At 71.7% G+C, this 18,014-nt stretch carries 14 protein-coding genes; 10 read left to right on the top strand and 4 right to left on the bottom strand.

Annotation, left to right across the window (positions count from 1 at the left end; translation table 11 throughout):
- Nucleotides 1-76: 76 nt before the first annotated feature.
- Nucleotides 77-574 (top strand): helix-turn-helix transcriptional regulator, encoded by a 498-nt coding sequence (locus tag ACQP1N_RS10855; protein ID WP_067800485.1) that lies wholly within the window; start codon nucleotides 77-79, stop codon nucleotides 572-574.
- Here the strand turns inward: ACQP1N_RS10855 and ACQP1N_RS10860 are convergent.
- The 4 genes from ACQP1N_RS10860 to ACQP1N_RS10875 form a co-directional block, all read right to left on the bottom strand.
- A complete protein-coding gene (locus tag ACQP1N_RS10860) occupies nucleotides 544-1,449 on the bottom strand; it encodes a lysophospholipid acyltransferase family protein (protein ID WP_433230854.1) in 906 nt (301 codons plus the stop codon). The genes ACQP1N_RS10855 and ACQP1N_RS10860 overlap by 31 nt on opposite strands.
- 77 nt (nucleotides 1,450-1,526) lie before the next feature.
- Nucleotides 1,527-2,657 carry a carboxylate-amine ligase gene (locus ACQP1N_RS10865; RefSeq protein WP_433230856.1) on the bottom strand — a complete coding sequence of 377 codons (1,131 nt, stop codon included), beginning with the start codon at nucleotides 2,655-2,657 and terminating at the stop codon, nucleotides 1,527-1,529.
- A 238-nt stretch (nucleotides 2,658-2,895) separates the two neighbouring features.
- Nucleotides 2,896-3,597 carry a Uma2 family endonuclease gene (locus ACQP1N_RS10870; protein WP_242608724.1) on the bottom strand — a complete coding sequence of 234 codons (702 nt, stop codon included), beginning with the start codon at nucleotides 3,595-3,597 and terminating at the stop codon, nucleotides 2,896-2,898.
- Nucleotides 3,598-3,668: 71 nt separating this feature from the next.
- Complete coding sequence (locus tag ACQP1N_RS10875; protein ID WP_067800491.1) at nucleotides 3,669-5,285, bottom strand: PucR family transcriptional regulator; 1,617 nt, start codon at nucleotides 5,283-5,285, stop codon at nucleotides 3,669-3,671.
- Between the two features lie 146 nt (nucleotides 5,286-5,431).
- Between ACQP1N_RS10875 and ACQP1N_RS10880 the strand changes: the two genes are divergently transcribed.
- From ACQP1N_RS10880 to ACQP1N_RS10920, 9 genes are all read left to right on the top strand, one after another.
- Nucleotides 5,432-6,736, top strand: a complete 1,305-nt coding sequence (locus ACQP1N_RS10880; RefSeq protein ID WP_433230860.1) for an aspartate aminotransferase family protein — start codon at nucleotides 5,432-5,434, stop codon at nucleotides 6,734-6,736.
- Nucleotides 6,733-8,232: a CoA-acylating methylmalonate-semialdehyde dehydrogenase gene (locus tag ACQP1N_RS10885; protein ID WP_433230862.1), complete on the top strand. Its 1,500-nt coding sequence runs from the start codon at nucleotides 6,733-6,735 to the stop codon at nucleotides 8,230-8,232. Before ACQP1N_RS10880 ends, ACQP1N_RS10885 begins: the two co-directional genes overlap by 4 nt.
- A gap of 224 nt (nucleotides 8,233-8,456) precedes the next feature.
- Nucleotides 8,457-8,822, top strand: a complete 366-nt coding sequence (locus ACQP1N_RS10890) for a hypothetical protein (RefSeq protein WP_067800499.1) — start codon at nucleotides 8,457-8,459, stop codon at nucleotides 8,820-8,822.
- Between the two features lie 469 nt (nucleotides 8,823-9,291).
- Nucleotides 9,292-10,527 (top strand): extracellular solute-binding protein, encoded by a 1,236-nt coding sequence (locus tag ACQP1N_RS10895; protein WP_067800502.1) that lies wholly within the window; start codon nucleotides 9,292-9,294, stop codon nucleotides 10,525-10,527.
- Between the two features lie 730 nt (nucleotides 10,528-11,257).
- Entirely contained in the window at nucleotides 11,258-12,229 is a 972-nt protein-coding gene (locus ACQP1N_RS10900) for a sensor histidine kinase (protein WP_433230865.1), read from the top strand.
- Between the two features lie 40 nt (nucleotides 12,230-12,269).
- Nucleotides 12,270-13,508, top strand: a complete 1,239-nt coding sequence (gene dxr / locus ACQP1N_RS10905; protein ID WP_067800507.1) for a 1-deoxy-D-xylulose-5-phosphate reductoisomerase — start codon at nucleotides 12,270-12,272, stop codon at nucleotides 13,506-13,508.
- Nucleotides 13,509-13,545: 37 nt separating this feature from the next.
- Nucleotides 13,546-14,745 (top strand): M50 family metallopeptidase, encoded by a 1,200-nt coding sequence (locus ACQP1N_RS10910; RefSeq protein WP_067800509.1) that lies wholly within the window; start codon nucleotides 13,546-13,548, stop codon nucleotides 14,743-14,745.
- 116 nt (nucleotides 14,746-14,861) lie between these two features.
- Nucleotides 14,862-16,055, top strand: a complete 1,194-nt coding sequence (ispG, locus tag ACQP1N_RS10915; RefSeq protein ID WP_407642210.1) for a flavodoxin-dependent (E)-4-hydroxy-3-methylbut-2-enyl-diphosphate synthase — start codon at nucleotides 14,862-14,864, stop codon at nucleotides 16,053-16,055.
- A gap of 284 nt (nucleotides 16,056-16,339) precedes the next feature.
- The gene (locus tag ACQP1N_RS10920; protein WP_067800513.1) at nucleotides 16,340-17,983 is read left to right on the top strand and encodes an alpha/beta hydrolase; all 1,644 of its coding nucleotides are present in this window, start codon (nucleotides 16,340-16,342) and stop codon (nucleotides 17,981-17,983) included.
- The last annotated feature ends 31 nt before the right edge of the window (nucleotides 17,984-18,014 follow it).

The raw sequence follows: 18,014 nt of genomic DNA on the forward strand, positions 1-18,014 counted from the left end.
CGCCCTGCGTCACGCGACGCGATCCGGCCGCGCCTCGGGCCTGTAAAATGTCGGTGTTCGAACGTATCATCGAAGTATGGCGAACGTTGTGACGCACCTCCAGACCGCGCCCACCGAGCCGGCCCCGCTCACCGCGGCCGAGATCGCCGCCCTCGCGCTCTCCCTCGCGCACCTCGGCACCGGCCCGCAGGCCACGACAGCCCGCCGTGCCCTGCACACCCTCCTCGACGCCGCCCCCCACGACGACGTCGTCACCACCACCCTCGCCACCCTCACCACGCCGCTCGACACCGCCACGTCCGACCGCGCCCGCGTGATCGCCGCCGCCATCACCGACCACCGCGTCGTCCGGCTCTGCTACGGCGACGCCGGCGCCAACGTCACCATCCGCGAGGTAGAACCCGTCACCTGCCTCGTCCACCGCGACCACTGGTACCTCGTCGGCTGGTGCCGCATGCGGCGCGGCATCCGCGCCTTCCGCTTCGACCGCATCCTCGCCGTCGAGTCCACCGGGCTGCGCGCCCGTCCCCGCCGCGCCGAGCGCTACCTCCCGTTCCAGCGGAAGGCGGGCTGACCGCCGCGCAGCAGACGGCCCACGGCGCGGCCGACGTGTTCGCCCGTGCCGTGGGCCAGGCGCCGCAGCGGGGTGCGCAACGGGTCGGCGGCCTGTTCGGCACGGAGGACGTCGATGATGTCCTGGACGGACTTGCGGACCAGGTCGCGCACCTCCGACATCGCCGCGTCGTCGTCCGCGTGGCCCGCCCAAGGCGTGGTGTCGATCGGCTCGCCGAAGCCGAAGTAGAGGCGCTCGGGACGCGGGATCGGCGTGAGACCGAGGCCGCGCGAGACCGGCGGCAGCAGGTCGTCGCGCTTGCCGCGTTCACCCATCACCACACGTCCCAGCGCCCGGGCGGGGGCGAGAAGGCGGCTGTCGGACTCCAGGAGCGGGGTGAACATCTCCTCCACGCCGACCGACCCGAACGGGACGATCGGGCAGCCCGCCTCCACGGCGAGCCGGGCGAAGCCGAGCCGGCCGTCCCACTGCAGCCGGTACCGGTCGTGGCGGGCGCGGGTGGCCTCCCGGGCGCCGCCGGGGAACACGACGACGATCTGCCCGGCCCGCAGGAGGGCGCGGCAGTTGGCGCGGGTGCCGTCGACGGAACCGCCCATGGTCATCAGCGACCGCCAGCCGGGCAGTTGCCAGTGCAGGTGGTCGGCCATCGAGCGGACCCAGACGCCGTGGCGGCGGTGGATCTCGAAGAAGATCAGCGGTGCGTCGACGATCCCGTAGACGGTGTGGTTGCCCGCGAGGAGCGCGGGCCCCCGCCGGGGGACGTTCTCCAGCCCGTGGAAGACGGGCGACGTCCACGCGCGCCACGGTTCGAGCGCCATGTCCGCCGCGCGGATCAGGTGCTCGGGCGGTGGGGTCCAGTCGATGGGGGAGGCCATGTACGCAGCGTAAACGGGGACCGGTCATGCCTCCGCCATGAGATCTGCGTGCGGTTCACGGGCGGGGCCGGCGCCCGTCAGACCGCCACCGTGCACTCGACGGCGCCGGCCACGACGGCCTTGATGTCGTGGGTCCGGGTGTAGGCGGCGCGCTGGAACCGGGCGCCGTTGCCGCGTTCGAGGAGGCGGCGCAGAAGGAGGGTGACCGATTCGAGGTCGCCCGACCGTTCGAGTGCGGGGGAGAGGTGGTCGAGCAGCGCGGTGACGACCAGGCGGGCGGGGGCGGCGCGGCGGGTGCACGGGTGGACGAGGTCGTCGCGCAGCCCGGAGCGGCCGGCCCGCCACATCGCCAGCCGTATCAGGTCGGTCCGCACCCGGTCGGGCGGCTCCCCGGCGTGCCAGGCCCCGGCGGCGGTGTCGACCAGCGCCCGGACGAACGCGGCCATCAGCACGGCGTCGTCGGCGTCCAGGCACACGTCCGGCACCCGGATCTCCACGGTCGGGTAGCGCCGGGACAGCCGGGCGTCGAAGTAGATCATGCCCTCGTCGAGGAGCGCGCCGGTCGCGAGCAGCGCCTCGACCGTCGCCCGGTACGCCTTCGCCGAACCGAACAGCTCGGTCGGGCCGCTGGACGGCCAGCGGCTCCACACCTGGTGCCGCCAGCTGTCGTAGCCGGTGTCGGCGCCCTGCCAGAACGGCGAGTTCGCACTGAGCGCGAGCAGCGGCGGCAGCCACGGCCGGATGCGGTCCAGGACGGCGACGCCCTCGTCCGGGGACTCGATGCCGACGTGCACGTGGCAGCCGCAGGTGAGCTGCTCGTCGGCGGTGCGCCCGTAGGCGTCCGCCATCCGCAGGTAGCGGTGCGACGGGGTGAGCGATGGGCGGACACACGCCGGGGACGTGGCGAGCGCGGCCACGGCGGTACCGACCCCCGCCGCCGACTGGGCCGCCGCCAGCCGCGCGGACCGGATGTGGTCGGACAGTTCGCCGAGCGACGTGCAGACGGGGGTGGCCGTTTCCAACTGCTCGCGCTGGAACTCGGTCTCCAGCGGTTTCGACCGCCCGCCGCCCGCCAGGAACACTTCGTCATGGCACTGCGCGTAACGGATGACGGATCCGGACACCGCCTGCGGGGCGCCGTTCGCCGGGTCGACGAGGAGGAGCTCCTCCTCCACCCCGAACGTGCGCGGACCTGTGTGAACGGTCACGAGGGTGTCCTTCCCCGTGAGTGCACCGATGTGCGTCCGGGACGGGAATCGTCCCGGTCGAAGGGCCGTGCCCGCAACGCGCCCGTCCGCGATCGAGCGCTTGGCCGAAAGCTGGACGTGGACGTTGCCTGTTTCGCTGAGCCACCCGGCGAGCGGTGTCCCCGTCTCCTGGCAGCGGACGAGGTGGAGCAGGGGCCGGCCTTGCTGATCATGAGCCCGGCCGACCTGCTTCAGAAGGTCAGAGCCGGTCGATCTCCGTCAGATCGATGTCGATGTCGAACGGCACCGTGAGCTTGAGCCGGTCGTGGTGAACGCCGGTCGCGACATAGGTCTTGGTGGCCACGTCAAGCTCGAAGACACAGACCATGGGGCGCCCGCCGGTGTTCTCCACGCGCCAGAAGTGAGGAATGCCGGCCTCGGCGTAGAGTTGCGGCTTGCGTTCTCTGTCTCGTATCGCGGATTCTTGCGAGACGACCTCGATGGCGAGGAGGACGTACTCGGGCTCGTATGAAGTTTGGTCCCGTCCGGTGATGCCCTTGGCATCCAGGACGAGGACGTCGGGCTCCGGCCGCTGGCGATCGGCCAACGTGACCGTCATCTCTCGACGAACACGCAGGCCATCGGGTAGCTGCCGACGCAGGGCGCTCTCAAGGAGCGAGACCGTCAGCATGTGGAAGTCGGCTTGGGGGCTCACGAGGATGATGCTGCCATCGATCAACTCTGCGTGAGATGGCAATTGCGGAAGGTGGTCGAGATCTTCTGCCTTGAAGCCCTCCGGCGGAGGAAGGAGCCACCCGGGCACGGGCGGGTCATGGCGGTGCTCTTCCGCCTGGCCGTTGTCCGTGGAGTGCTGGACGTAAGGCGCCCGCTCAGGGTCTGGCATGTCGTCCACTGGCAGTGCCCTCATGGTGTCCTCCCAGGCGAACGGGTTCTCAGCCACTTCGTCTTGCCCTAGGCGAGCCTACCAACTGAGCCGGTTCCGTATTGGCTAAGTCACGGATCGTAAGCCGGTCAGGGGCGTTCCCAGCGGACGGAGCTCAACGCCAGCAGCGCGACGTGGAACGAGACGCAGGACTCCACGTCGTCGAGATCGGCGTCGAGGACGCGTTCTATACGGCGCAGGCGTTCATAGAAGGCGGGACGGGAAAGGTGGGCCTGCTGGGCGGCGACGGCCTTGTTGCGCCCCGACTCCAGATACAGCTCCAGGATGCGGGTCAGGTCGCTGCCCCGCTGGGCGTCGTACTCCAGCAGCGGCCCCAGCTCGCGCTCGACGAACGTCTGGACGCGGGCGTCGTCGCGCAGCAGATGGAGAAGCCCGCGAAGGCGCAGGTCGGGGAGCCGGTAGAACAGCCGGGCGCCGGAACCGCGGGCGGCGACGTCGGCGACCTGCTCGGCCTCCAGGAACGACCGCCGGACGTCCTGGATCGTCTCCACCACCGACCCGGCGGCCATGACGGTGCCGCCGGACTGGTTGCGGATGCGGGTGGCGACCTCGGTGAGCGCCGTCTCCGCGTCGGCGCGGGCGGGCAGCGAGGCGAGCACGCCGACGCGGGCGTGCGGTCCGCCCTCGTCCAGCACCCCGACGAGCGCCGCGAGGCGGGCGTCCTTGCAGGCCGCGGCGGCCGTCTCGGCGAGCGCGGACAGCTCGCCGACCGGCGGCGCCGCCGTGCCGGGCCCGCGATGCCGGAGCACCACGCCGAGCAGCCGCCGCCCGGACAGCGGCACGCCGAGCGCGCGGGCGCGGGCCGCGGCCTCCTGCGGGTCGGAGTAGGCGTGCGCGAGGATGCGGGCGATGATCGTCCCGTGCGCCTGGCGCTCGACGCTTTCGGCGTGCCGGTCCAGCAGCCGGCCGAGGGCGAGGGTGGTGGCGGCCCGCTCGATCAGCACGGTGTCGCGCGGTGACGGCGGCGAGCCGAGGACGATGATCAGCCGGCCCCAGTCCTCGCCGCGCGCGCCGACCATGGTCACCAGCCAGCCGGAGGTCGGGTCGTAGCCGGTGCGGCGGCCCGGCCGGACGGCGCGCGAGCGGGTCTCCCACGCCGACAGCAGCTCCGCCGGGTCGGCGCCGCCGGCGTCGGCGGCGAGGACCTGGTGCGCGAGGTTCTCCAGCACGACGGGATGCCCGCCGAGCGCGGCGACCTGCCGGACGACCTCGTCGGTGGAGGCGCCCTCGACCGACAGCTGCGTGAAGATCTCGTGGAGCCGCTCGGACGCGCGCAGCTCGGCGAACTGGTCCTGCACGATCCGCGCGTGCACGGATTCGGTGATGTCCACGAACGCGGGCTCGTGCGCGAGGACGATCACCGGGAGGCCGTGGTCCTCGGCGGCGGTGGTCAACGCGGACGGCAGGACGCTGGCGTAGCGCCGGCCCAGCTCGATCATCAGCCCGCTGACCCCGACCTCGGCGAGGTCGGCGATGTAGGCGCGCAGCCGCTCCGGCTCGTCCGGCAGCGCGATCCCGGTCGTCAGGACGAGCTCACCGCCGTGCAGCAGGTGCGCGATGTCGGTGACCTCGGCGACGTGCACCCAGCGGACGCGGTTGCCGGTGCGGTCCGCGCCCGCGACGACGTGCGGCTGGCCGCGGCGGACCGCGTCGAGCTGGAGGACGTCGTCGACAGTGGGCAGCATTGCTCGCGATGATATCCGGACGCGGTGCCGGCGGTGCTGATCGCGTCGTTGCAGGAGGTCAGCCGCCAGCAGACCGTTAACGGGAGGCGCCCGGTCGTGACACTCTGCGGGTGGCCCGGGCCGTCCGGGCGGCCGAGACTTGAGTCATGTCGGAACACGCGAACCTGCTCCGGCGCCACAGGGCGGTCATGCCGTCGTGGATGGCGCTCAACTACACGGACCCCATCGAGATCGTCGGCGGCAAGGGCGCCCGCGTGACCGACGCCGAGGGGAACGTCTACCTCGACTTCTTCACGGGCATCCTCACGAACATGCTCGGCTACGACGTCCCCGAGGTGCGCGACGCGGTGGAGCGGCAGCTCGCCACCGGGGTCGTGCACACCTCCACCGCGTACCTGCTGCGCGGGCAGATCGAGCTGGCCGAGAAGATCGCCCGGCTGTCCGGCATCCCGGACGCGAAGGTCTTCTTCGCCAACTCCGGCACGGAGGCGAACGAGACGGCGCTGCTGCTGGCCGCGTACGCGCGGCGCAGCGACCAGGTCCTGGCGATGCGGCAGAGCTACCACGGCCGGTCGTTCGCCGCGGCGGGCGTCACCGGAAACCGGGCCTGGACGAACCTGTCGTTCTCGCCGCTGGACGTCCACTTCCTGCACGGCGCCGACCGGCACCTCCCGCAGTTCGCCGGCATGTCCGACGAGCAGTACATCGACGCGTGCGCGCAGGACCTGCGGCACGTGCTCGCCACCGCGACCGGTCCCGACGTCGCCGCGCTCATCGCCGAGCCGATCCAGGGCGTCGGCGGCTTCACGATGCCTCCGGACGGGCTGTTCGCCGCGTACAAGAGCGTCCTGGACGAGTCCGGCATCCTGCTCATCTCCGACGAGGTCCAGACCGGCTGGGGACGGACGGGCCAGGGCTTCTGGGGCATCCAGAACCACGGTGTGACCCCGGACATGATGACGTTCGCCAAGGGGCTCGGGAACGGCTTCGCGGTCGGCGGCGTCGTCGCGCGCGGCGACCTGATGGACGCGCTGCCCGCGCTCGGGATCTCCACGTTCGGCGGCAACCCGGTCTCGATGGCCGCCGCGAACGCGACGCTCGACTACGTCCTGGACCACGACCTGCAGGCCAACGCGGCGAAGCAGGGCGCGAAGATCATCGGCGGCCTGCGCGGTGCCGCCGGGCGGCTGCCGGTGGTGAAGGACGTCCGCGGCAAGGGCCTGATGTTCGCGGTCGAGCTGGCCGATCCGGGCACCGGTGAGCCGAGCCCGCCGCTCGCCGCCGCGGTGATGGAGGCGGCCCGCGAGCGGGGGCTGCTGATCGGCAAGGGCGGCCTGTCCGGCAACGTGGTGCGCATGGCGCCGCCGATGACCCTGACCGACGCCGAGGCCGCGGAGGGGCTCGGCATCCTGATCGCATCTCTTGAGACGGTGAACGGGGAAGCCGCATGAGCCGGCACGTCACGCACTGGATCGGCGGCAAGCCGTTCGACGGGGAGGCGGCGCGGCGCGGCGACGTCTACGAGCCCGCGTCGGGGCGGCTCGCCGGGACGGTCGACTTCGCCGGCCGGGCCGAGGTCGACGCGGCGGTGGCCGCGGCGAAGGCCGCGTTCCCCGGCTGGCGGGACGCCTCGCTCTCGCAGCGCGCCAAGGTGCTGTTCCGGTACCGCGAGCTGGTCAGCGCGCACCGGGACGAGCTCGCGCGGCTCATCTCCGCCGAGCACGGCAAGGTGATCTCGGACGCGGCCGGCGAGGTGGCCCGCGGCCTGGAGGTCGCCGAGTTCGCCTGCGGCATCCCGCACCTGCTCAAGGGCGGGTTCTCGGAGAACGTGTCCACGCGGGTGGACGCCTACTCGATCCTGCAGCCGCTCGGCGTGACCGCCGGGATCACCCCGTTCAACTTCCCGGTGATGGTGCCGATGTGGATGTTCCCGGTGGCGATCGCGTGCGGGAACACGTTCGTCCTCAAGCCGTCGGAGAAGGACCCGTCCGCGTCGGTCCGGCTGGCGGAGCTGTGGGCCGAGGCCGGCCTGCCGGACGGGGTGTTCAACGTCGTCCACGGCGACAAGGCCGCGGTGGACGGGCTGCTGCACCACCCCGACGTCAAGGCCGTCAGCTTCGTCGGCTCCACGCCGATCGCGCGGTACATCTACGCGACGGCGGCGGCGAACGGCAAGCGGGTGCAGGCGCTCGGCGGTGCCAAGAACCACATGCTGGTGCTGCCGGACGCCGACCTCGACCTCGCCGCGGACGCCGCCGTGTCGGCGGGATTCGGCTCGGCGGGGGAGCGGTGCATGGCGATCTCCGTCGTCGTGGCCGTCGACCCGGTCGGGGACGAGCTGATGGCCAAGATCCGCGAGCGGGTCGCCAAGCTCAAGGTCGGTCCGGGCGACCACCCCGAGTCGGAGATGGGCCCGCTCGTCACGCGGGCGCACCGCGACAAGGTCGCGTCCTACCTGGACGGCGGCGTCGCGCAGGGCGCCACCCTCGCGATCGACGGACGCGACCCGGACGTCCTCGGCGGCGCGGGCGACGGATTCTGGCTCGGCCCGACCGTCCTCGACCACGTCACCCCCGAGATGGACGCCTATAAGGACGAGATCTTCGGCCCGGTGCTGTCGGTCGTGCGCGCCGGCTCCTACGAGGCGGGCATGGAGCTGATCGCCGCCAACCCGTACGGCAACGGCACCGCGATCTTCACCAACGACGGCGGGGCGGCGCGTCGCTTCCAGAACGAGGTGGAGGTCGGCATGGTCGGGGTGAACGTGCCGATCCCGGTGCCGATGGCGTACTACTCGTTCGGCGGCTGGAAGGACTCGCTGTTCGGCGACAGCCACGCCCATGGCATGGAGGGCGTCCACTTCTATACCCGCACCAAGGCCGTCACCGCGCGCTGGCTTGATCCCAGCCACGGCGGTGTGAACCTCGGCTTCCCCACCAACGGCTGACAAAGCGGACATACGGCCGGCGGCCCCAGGCTGCCGGCCGTATGCCCGGGTCGCCGGCTTTGTTTGGGAATTTCCCACCACCGCCGTTCTTGGTCGTCAATTTTCGTCGCGCGGAAATAGTGACGGCACCCATTGACGGGCTCTGTGCCGGGCGACACAATCTCACTGTCTCAATTAATTGAGGCGAAATTGAAAGTCAGGGTGCGCAGTCAGGGAGTCGCGCTATGGCCGCAGGCGACCACGCCGCAGAGGTGGACGCGCTCGGAAGGCGATTTCCGGGCTGGACCATTTGGTTCGGCCTGTTCACCGGCCATTGGTGGGCCCTGCCGCCCAAGGGCCGCGATGTGGGCGACCTCGTCGAGGCCGACACCCCGCAGCGGCTCATCGCACGGATCGAGGTGGTCAAGCACGCCGCCCCGAGGCGGCCGCCGGCCGATGGGCCGGCTTCGGGTGACGGCCCCGCGCGGCCGTCCCGCGACACCCGGCAGGACGCGCGGCGTCCCTCGAACCTCCTCCGTCTCGAGGGCGTCACACCGCCGCCGTTCGGCCGGGGACCGGTGATCGCGTGGCCGGGCAGCACCGCAGGATGATCCGCTGTTCCCCACCCTCGCCACGCCCGCCGGTGCCGCCGCGGTCCCGGGCAGGACGGCAGCCCGCGCCATATCCCTCTCCAGCAACCTCCGTGTATGGCGCGGACGCCAGCACCCGCCGTCCCCCGGGGCCCCGGCGGTTTCTCCGTTGACGACCCGGCCGTAAAGTCTCAGGAAATGGTGGGGCAATGGTCATGGGGTTCTTACCTTCAAGAAAGATTGCGCGGGCGGGCCCGGGGGCCGTTCTTCGGTAATTGGCCGCCGCTGCGTCGTCTGCCGGAGGAAAAATTCCCGGAGACCGTCGATTGAATCGCGCCCGCCCGCCCGGACGGCGGGAATGGCGGTGTGGACGCTCCGCGGGAAACCGGCTCCGGGCGGGTGCGGGCCGCCCGGCCGCGCCGGAGACGCTACGCTGCGCCGACGGGCCCGTTCACGAGGAGGAGGGCCCTGGGCACGGATCGGGAGCGACATGCGGTGGACGGCCACGGCACGGGTCAAGGCGGCGGCGGCCCTGGTGGCGGCCGCGGCGCTCGCCGCGGCGGGCCTCGCCGCCTGCAGCGAGGACGCGGACGTGCCCGCCGGCGTCGCCAAGGTGGCGAGCACCCTCGGCCCCGGTGAGGGGATGCTCAACCTCCTCACCCTCCCCGGCTCCATCGAGAGCGGCGACACCGACCCGCGCGTCGACTGGGTCACCCCGTTCCAGGAGCGCACCGGCTGCAAGGTCGGCCTCAAGGTCGTCAAGACGCCCGAGGAGATGGCCGACCTCATGCGCGACCGGGACCGCCGCTACGACGGCGTCGCCGCGCCGCCCGAGGTCGCCGGGCGGCTGGTCACCGAGAAGCAGGTCGCCCCCGTCAACACCGACCTCGTGGACGGCTACAAGAAGCTGGAGCCGAAACTCCGCGGGCTGCTGGAGCGCGAGGGCAAGCACTACGGCATCCCGTACGTATGGGGTTCCAACCTGCTCATGTTCGACACCCGGACGGTCCCGCCGCCGGCGAGCTGGGCCGCCATCTTCGAGCCCGGGCAGGCCCGCCGGTACTCCGGGAAGCTGATCATGCGGGACAGCCCGCTCGCCATCGCCGAGGCCGCGCTCTACCTGAAGGGCCGGGAGCGCAAGCTCAAGATCCGCGACCCGTACTCGCTGACGCCGAAGCAGCTCGCCGCCGCCGGGCGCGTGCTGGCGAAGCAGCGCCCCTACGTCGGCGAGTACTGGGACCTGCCCGCCGACGCGATCAGCGCGTTCGCGGGGCAGCGGGCCGTGCTCGGCCAGGCGTGGCCCTACCAGGTGGACGTGCTGACCCGCGCGGGCCGGGCCGTCCGGGGCGTCATCCCGTCCGAGGGCGTGACCGGCTGGCTGGACGCGTGGATGATCGGCGCCCGCGTCCAGCACCCGAACTGCATGTACCAGTGGTTGCAGTGGACCGCGTCGCCGGACGTCCAGCAGCAGGTCGCCGAGTGGACCGGTGTGGCGCCCGCGAACCCGCAGGCGTGCTCGGGCGACCGGCTGAGGTCCGGCTTCTGCGCCGCCTACCACGTCGGCGACCGCGACTACATCAACAAGATCATCTTCGCGCACGCGCCGGCGAAGGCGTGCGGCGGCGAGTCGAAGAAGAACGACTGCACCGATTACGCGGAGTGGACGAGGACCTGGATCGAGGCGACGCATCCGCAGGCGGGCGGGCAGCCGAAGGCGAAGCCCTGACGGCCTGGGAGGTCTCTCCGGCGCGCCCGGCCGCCCCCAGCCGGGCGCGCCTGCCGGGTGGTCCCGGGCTTCCCCCCGAATGCCCGGGTCACCCCTCTCCCTGGAGAGACCTCCACGGCGGCGGGAGTCGGGCCCGCCGCCCTCGCCGGCGCCGGCCCCCCGACCGGCCCGCCGGCGTCCGTGCGCGACTCCCCGAGGCCCCGCCGTAGGCGGGGTACCGGCGGGGCGGGTGCGCAGTCGGCGCACGCGAACACCCCGGACGAGTCCGGCAGGCGGCCGGCGCGGACGCGCGGCCGGGGCCACTTCTTGCGGCGGACGACGCACGCGTCACCCGGGAACCGGGCCGTGCCCAGCCCGCCCGGGTCCACGACCGGCTCGCCCGTCTGGCCCATTCCCATCCCCCTGGAGGGAGTCGCTTCACGTGACTCCTTTATAGGTGGGGCCGGGTGTTGTCACCGTTACCAAAAGTGAAAAGGGCGGCAAAGGCTGTCATGTCGGCCGCCTGTTCACCGGGGGGCGGTCCTAGCCGGCTCCTCGGCCACCGCGACTGCCGCAACCGCTTCGACCAGGGGCTTTGCAGACCAGGGTTATGCGACCACGGGCTGGGTGCTTTGCAGTGCTTTGGCGGTGTTGTGCGTACAAAGGAGACATGTCGGCACGGAACGTCGGTTCTCCGCACGTCCGGCCGCACAGGCCCCGCTCCGCACGGGCTCGCGGGACACCGGCCGCGGTGAGCGCGCTCGGTTCCCTGCTGGTGGCCGCGGTGGTCGTGGCGGCCGCCGTGCTCCACCTGCTCGCCGGAGTCCAGCACACCGGTGTGCTCCTGCTCGTCACGGCCGTGCTCTGCGTGGTCGTCGTCGCGCTCGCCTCCTGGGGCGTCCGGCACGCGGTCGCGCGGGCGCTGGAGCCGGTCGACCGGCTCCAGGCGGAGATGGCGGAGCTCGGTGACACCGATCTGAGCCGCCGCGTCGGCGTCCCGCCCGCCGGGGACGGCGCCGAGCAGCTGGCCGGCCGCGTCAACGAGCTGCTCGGCCGGCTGGAGAACGCGGCCGAGCAGCGGCGCGCGTTCATCGCCGGCGCCTCGCACGAGCTGCGCACGCCGCTGACCGGCCTGCGCACCCGCATCGAGCTGGCCCTCCTGGACGACCCCGCCGACAGCGACCTCGTCGACAACCTGAGGCGCGCCCTGGGCGACGCCGAGCGCCTGCACCAGATCGTCGACGACCTCCTCGTCCTCGCCCGGCTCGACTCCGGCGACCCGCCGGCCGGCGAGCGGCTGGATCTCGGGGCCCTGGTGGAGAGGGAGGTGGCCCGGCAGCTGCCGCCCATCCCGGTGAGCGTCAAGGCGGAGACGGGCGTCATGGTCACGGGCAGCGGGGTGCGGCTCGGCCGCGTCCTGGTCAACCTGCTCGCCAACGCCCAGCGCTACGCCGCCGCGCGGATCGAGGTCGCGGTGCGCGCCGAGGACGGCGAGGCCGTGGTCGAGGTGTACGACGACGGCCCCGGCATCCCACCCGCCGACCGCGAGCGCGTCTTCGAGCGCTTCGCCCGCCTCGACTCGGCCCGCAGCCGCGACAAGGGCGGCAGCGGCCTCGGCCTCCCGATCGCGCGGCAGATCGCCGTGGCCCACGGCGGACGCCTCTACATCGCCGACGGCCCCTACGGCGCCCGCCTCGTCCTCCGCCTTCCCCTTGCGCGCTGACCCGGCGGACCGCGGCCACGAGGGGAGGCCGGGCGGGCCGATGACCGACAATGGAGCGGTGAACTCTCCCTCTCACCACGACGCGTCCGCCCGTGAGGTGGTCGTCCTCGGCTCCACCGGTTCGATCGGCACCCAGGCGCTGGAGGTGATCCGCCGCAACCCCGGCCGGTTCCGGGTGACCGGGCTCGCCGCCGGCGGCGGCCGGGTCGGCCTGCTGGCCGAGCAGGCGCTGGAGTTCCGGCCCGAGATCGTCGCGGTGGCGAAGGCGTCCGCCGCGCAGGAGCTCCAGCTCGCCTTCTACGCCGAGGCCAAGCGGCGCGGCTACGCCTCCGGCGACTACGCCATCCCGAAGATCGTCGCGGGTCCGGACGCGGTCGCCGAGGTCGCCGCCTGGCAGTGCGACGTGGTCCTGAACGGGGTGACCGGCGCGCTCGGCCTGGCCTCGACGCTGGCCGCACTGGACGCCGGGCGGACCCTCGCCCTCGCCAACAAGGAGTCGCTGATCGTCGGCGGCCCGCTCGTCAAGGAGCGGGCACGGCCGGGGCAGATCGTCCCGGTGGACTCCGAGCATTCGGCGCTGGCCCAGTGCCTGCGCGGCGGCCGCGCCGAGGAGGTGCGGCGGCTCGTGCTGACCGCGAGCGGCGGCCCGTTCCGCGGCCGGAGCCGCGCCGAGCTGTCCGGTGTCACGCCCGAGCAGGCGCTGAACCATCCGACGTGGGACATGGGGCCCGTCATCACCATCAACTCCGCGACCCTGGTCAACAAGGGGCTGGAGGTCATCGAGGCGCATCTGCTGTTCGACGTCCCGATGGACCGGATCGAGGTCATGGTGCACCCGCAGTCGGTCATCCACTCGATGGTCGAGTTCGTCGACGGCTCCACGCTCGCGCAGACCAGCCCGCCCGACATGCGGCTGCCGATCGCGCTCGGCATCGACTGGCCGGGCCGGGTCCCGGACGCGGCCCCCGGCCTCGACTGGACCAAGGCCCACACGTGGGAGCTGTTCCCGCTCGACGACGCGGCGTTCCCCGCCGTCGCGCTGGCGCGGCACGCCGGTGAGCTGGGCGGGACCGTCCCGGCCGTTTACAACGCCGCGAACGAGGAATGTGTGGACGCGTTCCGCGCGGGACGGCTCCCGTTCCTCGGGATCGTCGACACGGTCGCGCGGGTGGTGCAGGAGCACGGTTCGGGTACGCCCGGGGAGCTGACGGTGGACGACGTCCTCGCGGCCGACGGGTGGGCGCGGGCCAGGAGCAGGGAACTGACCGGAACCGACTGACCCCGGGCACCCCGGGATCGAGCCCAAGGGGACCTGGATGGCCTTCTTCCTGGGCGCGGTGGCGTTCGTCATCGCGCTGCTCGCGTCGGTGATGCTGCACGAGGGCGGCCACCTGCTCACCGCCAAGCGGTTCGGGATGAAGGCCACGCAGTACTTCGTGGGTTTCGGGCCGACCCTGTGGTCGATGCGCCGGGGTGAGACCGAGTACGGGGTGAAGGCGATCCCGCTCGGCGGCTTCGTCAAGATCGTCGGCTATACCCCGCTGGAGAAGATCGATCCGGCGGACCGGGATCGCGCGTTCTACCGGCAGCCCGCCGGCCGTCGCGCGGTCGTCATCGGGTCGGGTGTCGTCGCCAACTTCGTGTTCGCGTTCGTGCTGCTCATGGTGATGGCCATGACCGTCGGCGAGCCGCGGCCCGGCACGGTGACCAACACGGTCGACAAGGTCACGACCTGCGTGCCGGCCGGGCTGCGGGGCGGCTGCGGCGGTGACCGTCCGCCCTCCCCGGCGACGCGGGCGGGGCTGCGGGCCGGTGACCGCGTCGTCGTGTTCAACGGCACGCCGATCTCCGGCTGGGACCAGCTCACCGGGGCGATCGACAAGACGAAGCCGGGTGAGACGGTGAAAGTGGTCGTCCAGCGGCCGGGTACGGGCGGGCAGGTCACGCTGCCGGTCACGCTCGCGGACGTGGAGGGGCGGCCGTTCATCGGCATCTCCGCGAAGGTCGTCGGCGGCGGCTACGACCGGGCCGGGCCGCTGGACGCGGCGGCGTTCGCCGCGCGCGGCATCGGCCGGACGATCCAGGGCATCGGCAAGGTCGCGGCGGACCTGCCGTCCGCGGTACCGAAGCTGTTCTCACCCGCCCGGGAGAGCACGCCCGGCGGCCAGGTCGGCAGCGTGGTCGGCGCGACCGAGGTGTCCGGGCAGATCTTCTCGTCCCAGAGTTCCGCCCGGGACAAGCTCGCCCTGTACCTGTCGCTGGTCGTGTCGGTGAACATCTTCCTGGGCGCGGTCAACGTCCTGCCCCTGCTTCCGCTGGACGGGGGGCACCTCGCCGTGGTCGCGTACGAGCGGCTGCGCGCGGGCGTCAACCGGATCCGGGGACGGCCGGATCCGGGCACGGTCGACATGACCAAGCTGCTACCGCTGACGTACCTGGTGGTCCTGTTGCTCGTGGGGTTCGGGGTGCTGCTGATCCTCGCCGACCTGTTCAACCCGCTCCGGCTACCGGGATGACGCGCGATGTTCGCGCAATGGAGTCGTATGGTCCCGGTCTTCGTCACCGGGTGCCGTCAAGACGGCCGCCCGTGGCGCTTAGGCTTTGTACCGGGGCCGCGAGTAAGAGGAGAGGGATGAGCGTTTCACTGGGAATGCCGGGTGTCCGCGGGGACGACGACGAGCAGAGGGCGCAGGGGCTGAGCGTGCCCCGCCGCGCGTCCCGGCGGATCATGGTCGGGAACGTTCCGGTCGGGGGTGATGCGCCGGTGTCGGTGCAGTCGATGACCACGACGCTGACCGCCGATGTGAACGCCACGCTGCAGCAGATCGCGGAGTTGACCGCGGCGGGGTGTCAGATCGTGCGGGTGGCGGTGCCGTCGCAGGACGACGCCGACGCGTTGCCGGCGATCGCGCGCAAGTCTCCGATCCCGGTCATCGCCGACATCCACTTCCAGCCCAAGTACGTGTTCGCGGCGATCGAGGCGGGTTGTGCGGCGGTGCGGGTCAATCCCGGCAACATCAAGAAGTTCGATGACAGGGTGGGGGAGATCGCGCGGGCGGCTTCGGATGCGGGGGTGCCGATCCGGATCGGGGTGAACGCCGGGTCGCTGGACAGGCGGTTGCTGGAAAAGCACGGCAGGGCCACTCCCGAGGCGCTGGTGGAGTCGGCGCTGTGGGAGTGCTCGCTGTTCGAGGAGCACGGTTTCGGTGACATCAAGATCTCGGTCAAGCACAACGATCCGGTGGTGATGATCGAGGCGTACCGGCGGCTGGCGGCGGCGTGTGATTATCCGCTGCATCTGGGGGTGACCGAGGCGGGGCCGGCGTTCCAGGGGACGGTGAAGTCGGCGGTGGCGTTCGGTGCGCTGCTGAGCGAGGGGATCGGGGACACCGTCCGGGTGTCGTTGTCGGCGCCGCCGGTGGAGGAGGTGAAGGTCGGTATCGCGATCCTGGAGTCGCTGGGGTTGCGTGAGCGGGGTCTGGAGATCGTGTCGTGTCCGTCGTGCGGGCGGGCGCAGGTGGATGTGTACACGCTGGCCGAGCAGGTCACCGCGGGGTTGAAGGACTTTCCGGTGCCGCTGCGGGTGGCGGTGATGGGTTGTGTGGTGAACGGTCCGGGTGAGGCGCGGGAGGCCGATCTGGGGGTGGCGTCGGGCAACGGCAAGGGCCAGATCTTCGTCAAGGGGAAGGTCGTCAAGACCGTTCCGGAGGCGCAGATCGTCGAGACGCTGATCGAGGAGGCCATGCGCATCGCCGAGGAGATGGGCATCGAGATCGGCGAGGACGGCTCGGTGAGCGGGCCGGGGGCCGACGTCGTGGTCGGCTGACCGGCGACGAGCCTGCGCCATGGCGCACAGGGCCCCGGGTGTGAACCCGGGGCCTTTTCGTGTGTGCGCAAAGGTCGCGTGAAGGTGCGCCCTTTTTGCAGCTCCGGGACCGGAACGTCCGGGGTTGTCACAGAGTTCCGCTGATCTTGTCACGATTCGGCATCCACTTGTGAGGGCCCCTGTCCTGGCGCACGCCGAAAACGCCACAATCTCCTGTCGTTTACCCGGATGCCTGACTCAACGGAGTCGGCACGATAGGGGGATATGTGAAGAGGATCGTTGTCATGGCCGCAGTGGCCGGGCTCGGTCTCACCGGTCTGGGCGCCACAAGCGCGCAGGCCGCGGGCCCCTCCGCCGGAACGGCCGGAGGCTTCAATCCCGCCGCGCTGAACTGGCACGCCTGCCCCGCGGACTTCGTCCAGACGGTGCACGACTTCTACGACGCCCTGTACCCGGTCTCCAAGATCGTGCAGTGCGCCGAGCTGTCGGTGCCGCTCGACTACGCCAAGCCGAACGGCACGAAGATCACCCTCCAGCTCACCAAGACGCCCCACACCGGCGAGGGTGAGGCCAAGGGCGACATCGTCGTCAACCCGGGCGGACCGGGCGGCGGCGGCGCGCTGTTCGGGCCGCGCGTGTTCGCGCAGAACTCCGCCCCGATGCGCGAGGCCTACAACGTCATCGGGTTCGACCCGCGCGGCGTCGGCATGAGCGTCCCGGCCCTCAGCTGTGACCCGAACTACACCAACGCCCCGCGCCCCGACTACGGCACGGGTGACCGCAAGTCGGTCAGCACCTGGCTGAAGATCTCCAAGAACTACGCCGAGGCGTGCGGCAAGGCAGACAAGATCGGGCTGCTGAACCACATCAAGACGATCGACTCGGTCAACGACATCGAGTCGATCCGCCGGGCGCTCGGCAACAAGAAGCTCGACTACTACGGCGCCTCGTACGGGACCTACCTCGGTTCCACCTACGCCACCGTGTACCCGCGGAACGTCGGCAAGATGGTGCTGGACGGCAACGTCGGCCCGTCCGACGCCTGGTACCAGGCCAACCTGAACCAGGACGTCCAGTTCGACATCAACATCGAGTACTACTTCGGCTGGATCGCGAAGTACGACTCGGTGTACCACCTGGGCACCACCCAGAAGCAGGTCCGCGACTACTTCTACAAGCTGCGCCACGACCTCAAGTACAAGCCGGTCTACTACACCGACCCGGACAGCGGGCAGGCCCTCGCGGTCGGGCCGGACGAGCTGACCGACGTGATCCTGAACGCCGGCTACCGCCGCAGCCGGGCCATCTGGCACGGCTACGCCGCCGCCCTGTCGGCGTACAAGGCCGGCGACACCGCCACCTTCGCGCAGACCTTCGGCGCGCAGACCACCGGCGGCTCCGACGACAACGGCTTCGCCGTCTACCTGGGCGTGCAGTGCACCGACGTCCAGTGGCCGACGAAGTGGAGCAAGTGGCAGCGCGACAACGAGCGGATCAACCGCAAGCACCCGTTCGAGACGTGGGGCAACGCCTGGTACAACGCCCCGTGCCTGTACTGGCCCGCCAAGGCCGGCGAGCCGGTGAACATCGGCCACACCCGTGACCTGCCGCGCAACATCCTGATGTTCCAGTCGACCGCCGACGCGGCCACCCCGTACGAGGGCGCGCTGGACATGCAGCGCCGGCTCAAGGGCTCGCGCCTGGTCGTCCAGGACGGGGACCGGACGCACTGCATCGTGCACCGCGGCTCCGCCGAGGTCGACGCCTACTTCGACGCGTACTTCCTGCGGGGAGAGCGGCCGGAGAAGCGCACCGTGCACGTCCCGCAGCTCGGTGACCCGACCCCGCCGTCGCAGGCGTCCGCCCGGACGCTGAGCGGCACCCGGGTGCCGGACGCCGCGCGCCTGGAGGCGGACGTCATCCGCTGACCGGCGCCGGACGGCCTGTCCTGAGGGCCCC

Source organism: Actinomadura formosensis (assembly GCF_050948385.1).
Classification (GTDB): Bacteria; Actinomycetota; Actinomycetes; order Streptosporangiales; family Streptosporangiaceae; genus Spirillospora; species Spirillospora formosensis.

Bases quoted from the DNA above. Each gene is read 5' to 3' on its own strand.
- ACQP1N_RS10895 (WP_067800502.1), top strand. From the start codon at position 9,292: ATGCGGTGGACGGCCACGGCACGGGTCAAGGCGGCGGCGGCCCTGGTG.
- ACQP1N_RS10920 (WP_067800513.1), top strand. From the start codon at position 16,340: ATGGCCGCAGTGGCCGGGCTCGGTCTCACCGGTCTGGGCGCCACAAGC.
- ispG (WP_407642210.1), top strand. From the start codon at position 14,862: ATGAGCGTTTCACTGGGAATGCCGGGTGTCCGCGGGGACGACGACGAG.
- ACQP1N_RS10880 (WP_433230860.1), top strand. From the start codon at position 5,432: ATGTCGGAACACGCGAACCTGCTCCGGCGCCACAGGGCGGTCATGCCG.
- ACQP1N_RS10860 (WP_433230854.1), bottom strand. From the start codon at position 1,449: ATGGCCTCCCCCATCGACTGGACCCCACCGCCCGAGCACCTGATCCGC.
- ACQP1N_RS10885 (WP_433230862.1), top strand. From the start codon at position 6,733: ATGAGCCGGCACGTCACGCACTGGATCGGCGGCAAGCCGTTCGACGGG.
- ACQP1N_RS10875 (WP_067800491.1), bottom strand. From the start codon at position 5,285: ATGCTGCCCACTGTCGACGACGTCCTCCAGCTCGACGCGGTCCGCCGC.
- ACQP1N_RS10855 (WP_067800485.1), top strand. From the start codon at position 77: ATGGCGAACGTTGTGACGCACCTCCAGACCGCGCCCACCGAGCCGGCC.
- dxr (WP_067800507.1), top strand. From the start codon at position 12,270: ATGACCGACAATGGAGCGGTGAACTCTCCCTCTCACCACGACGCGTCC.
- ACQP1N_RS10910 (WP_067800509.1), top strand. From the start codon at position 13,546: ATGGCCTTCTTCCTGGGCGCGGTGGCGTTCGTCATCGCGCTGCTCGCG.
- ACQP1N_RS10890 (WP_067800499.1), top strand. From the start codon at position 8,457: ATGGCCGCAGGCGACCACGCCGCAGAGGTGGACGCGCTCGGAAGGCGA.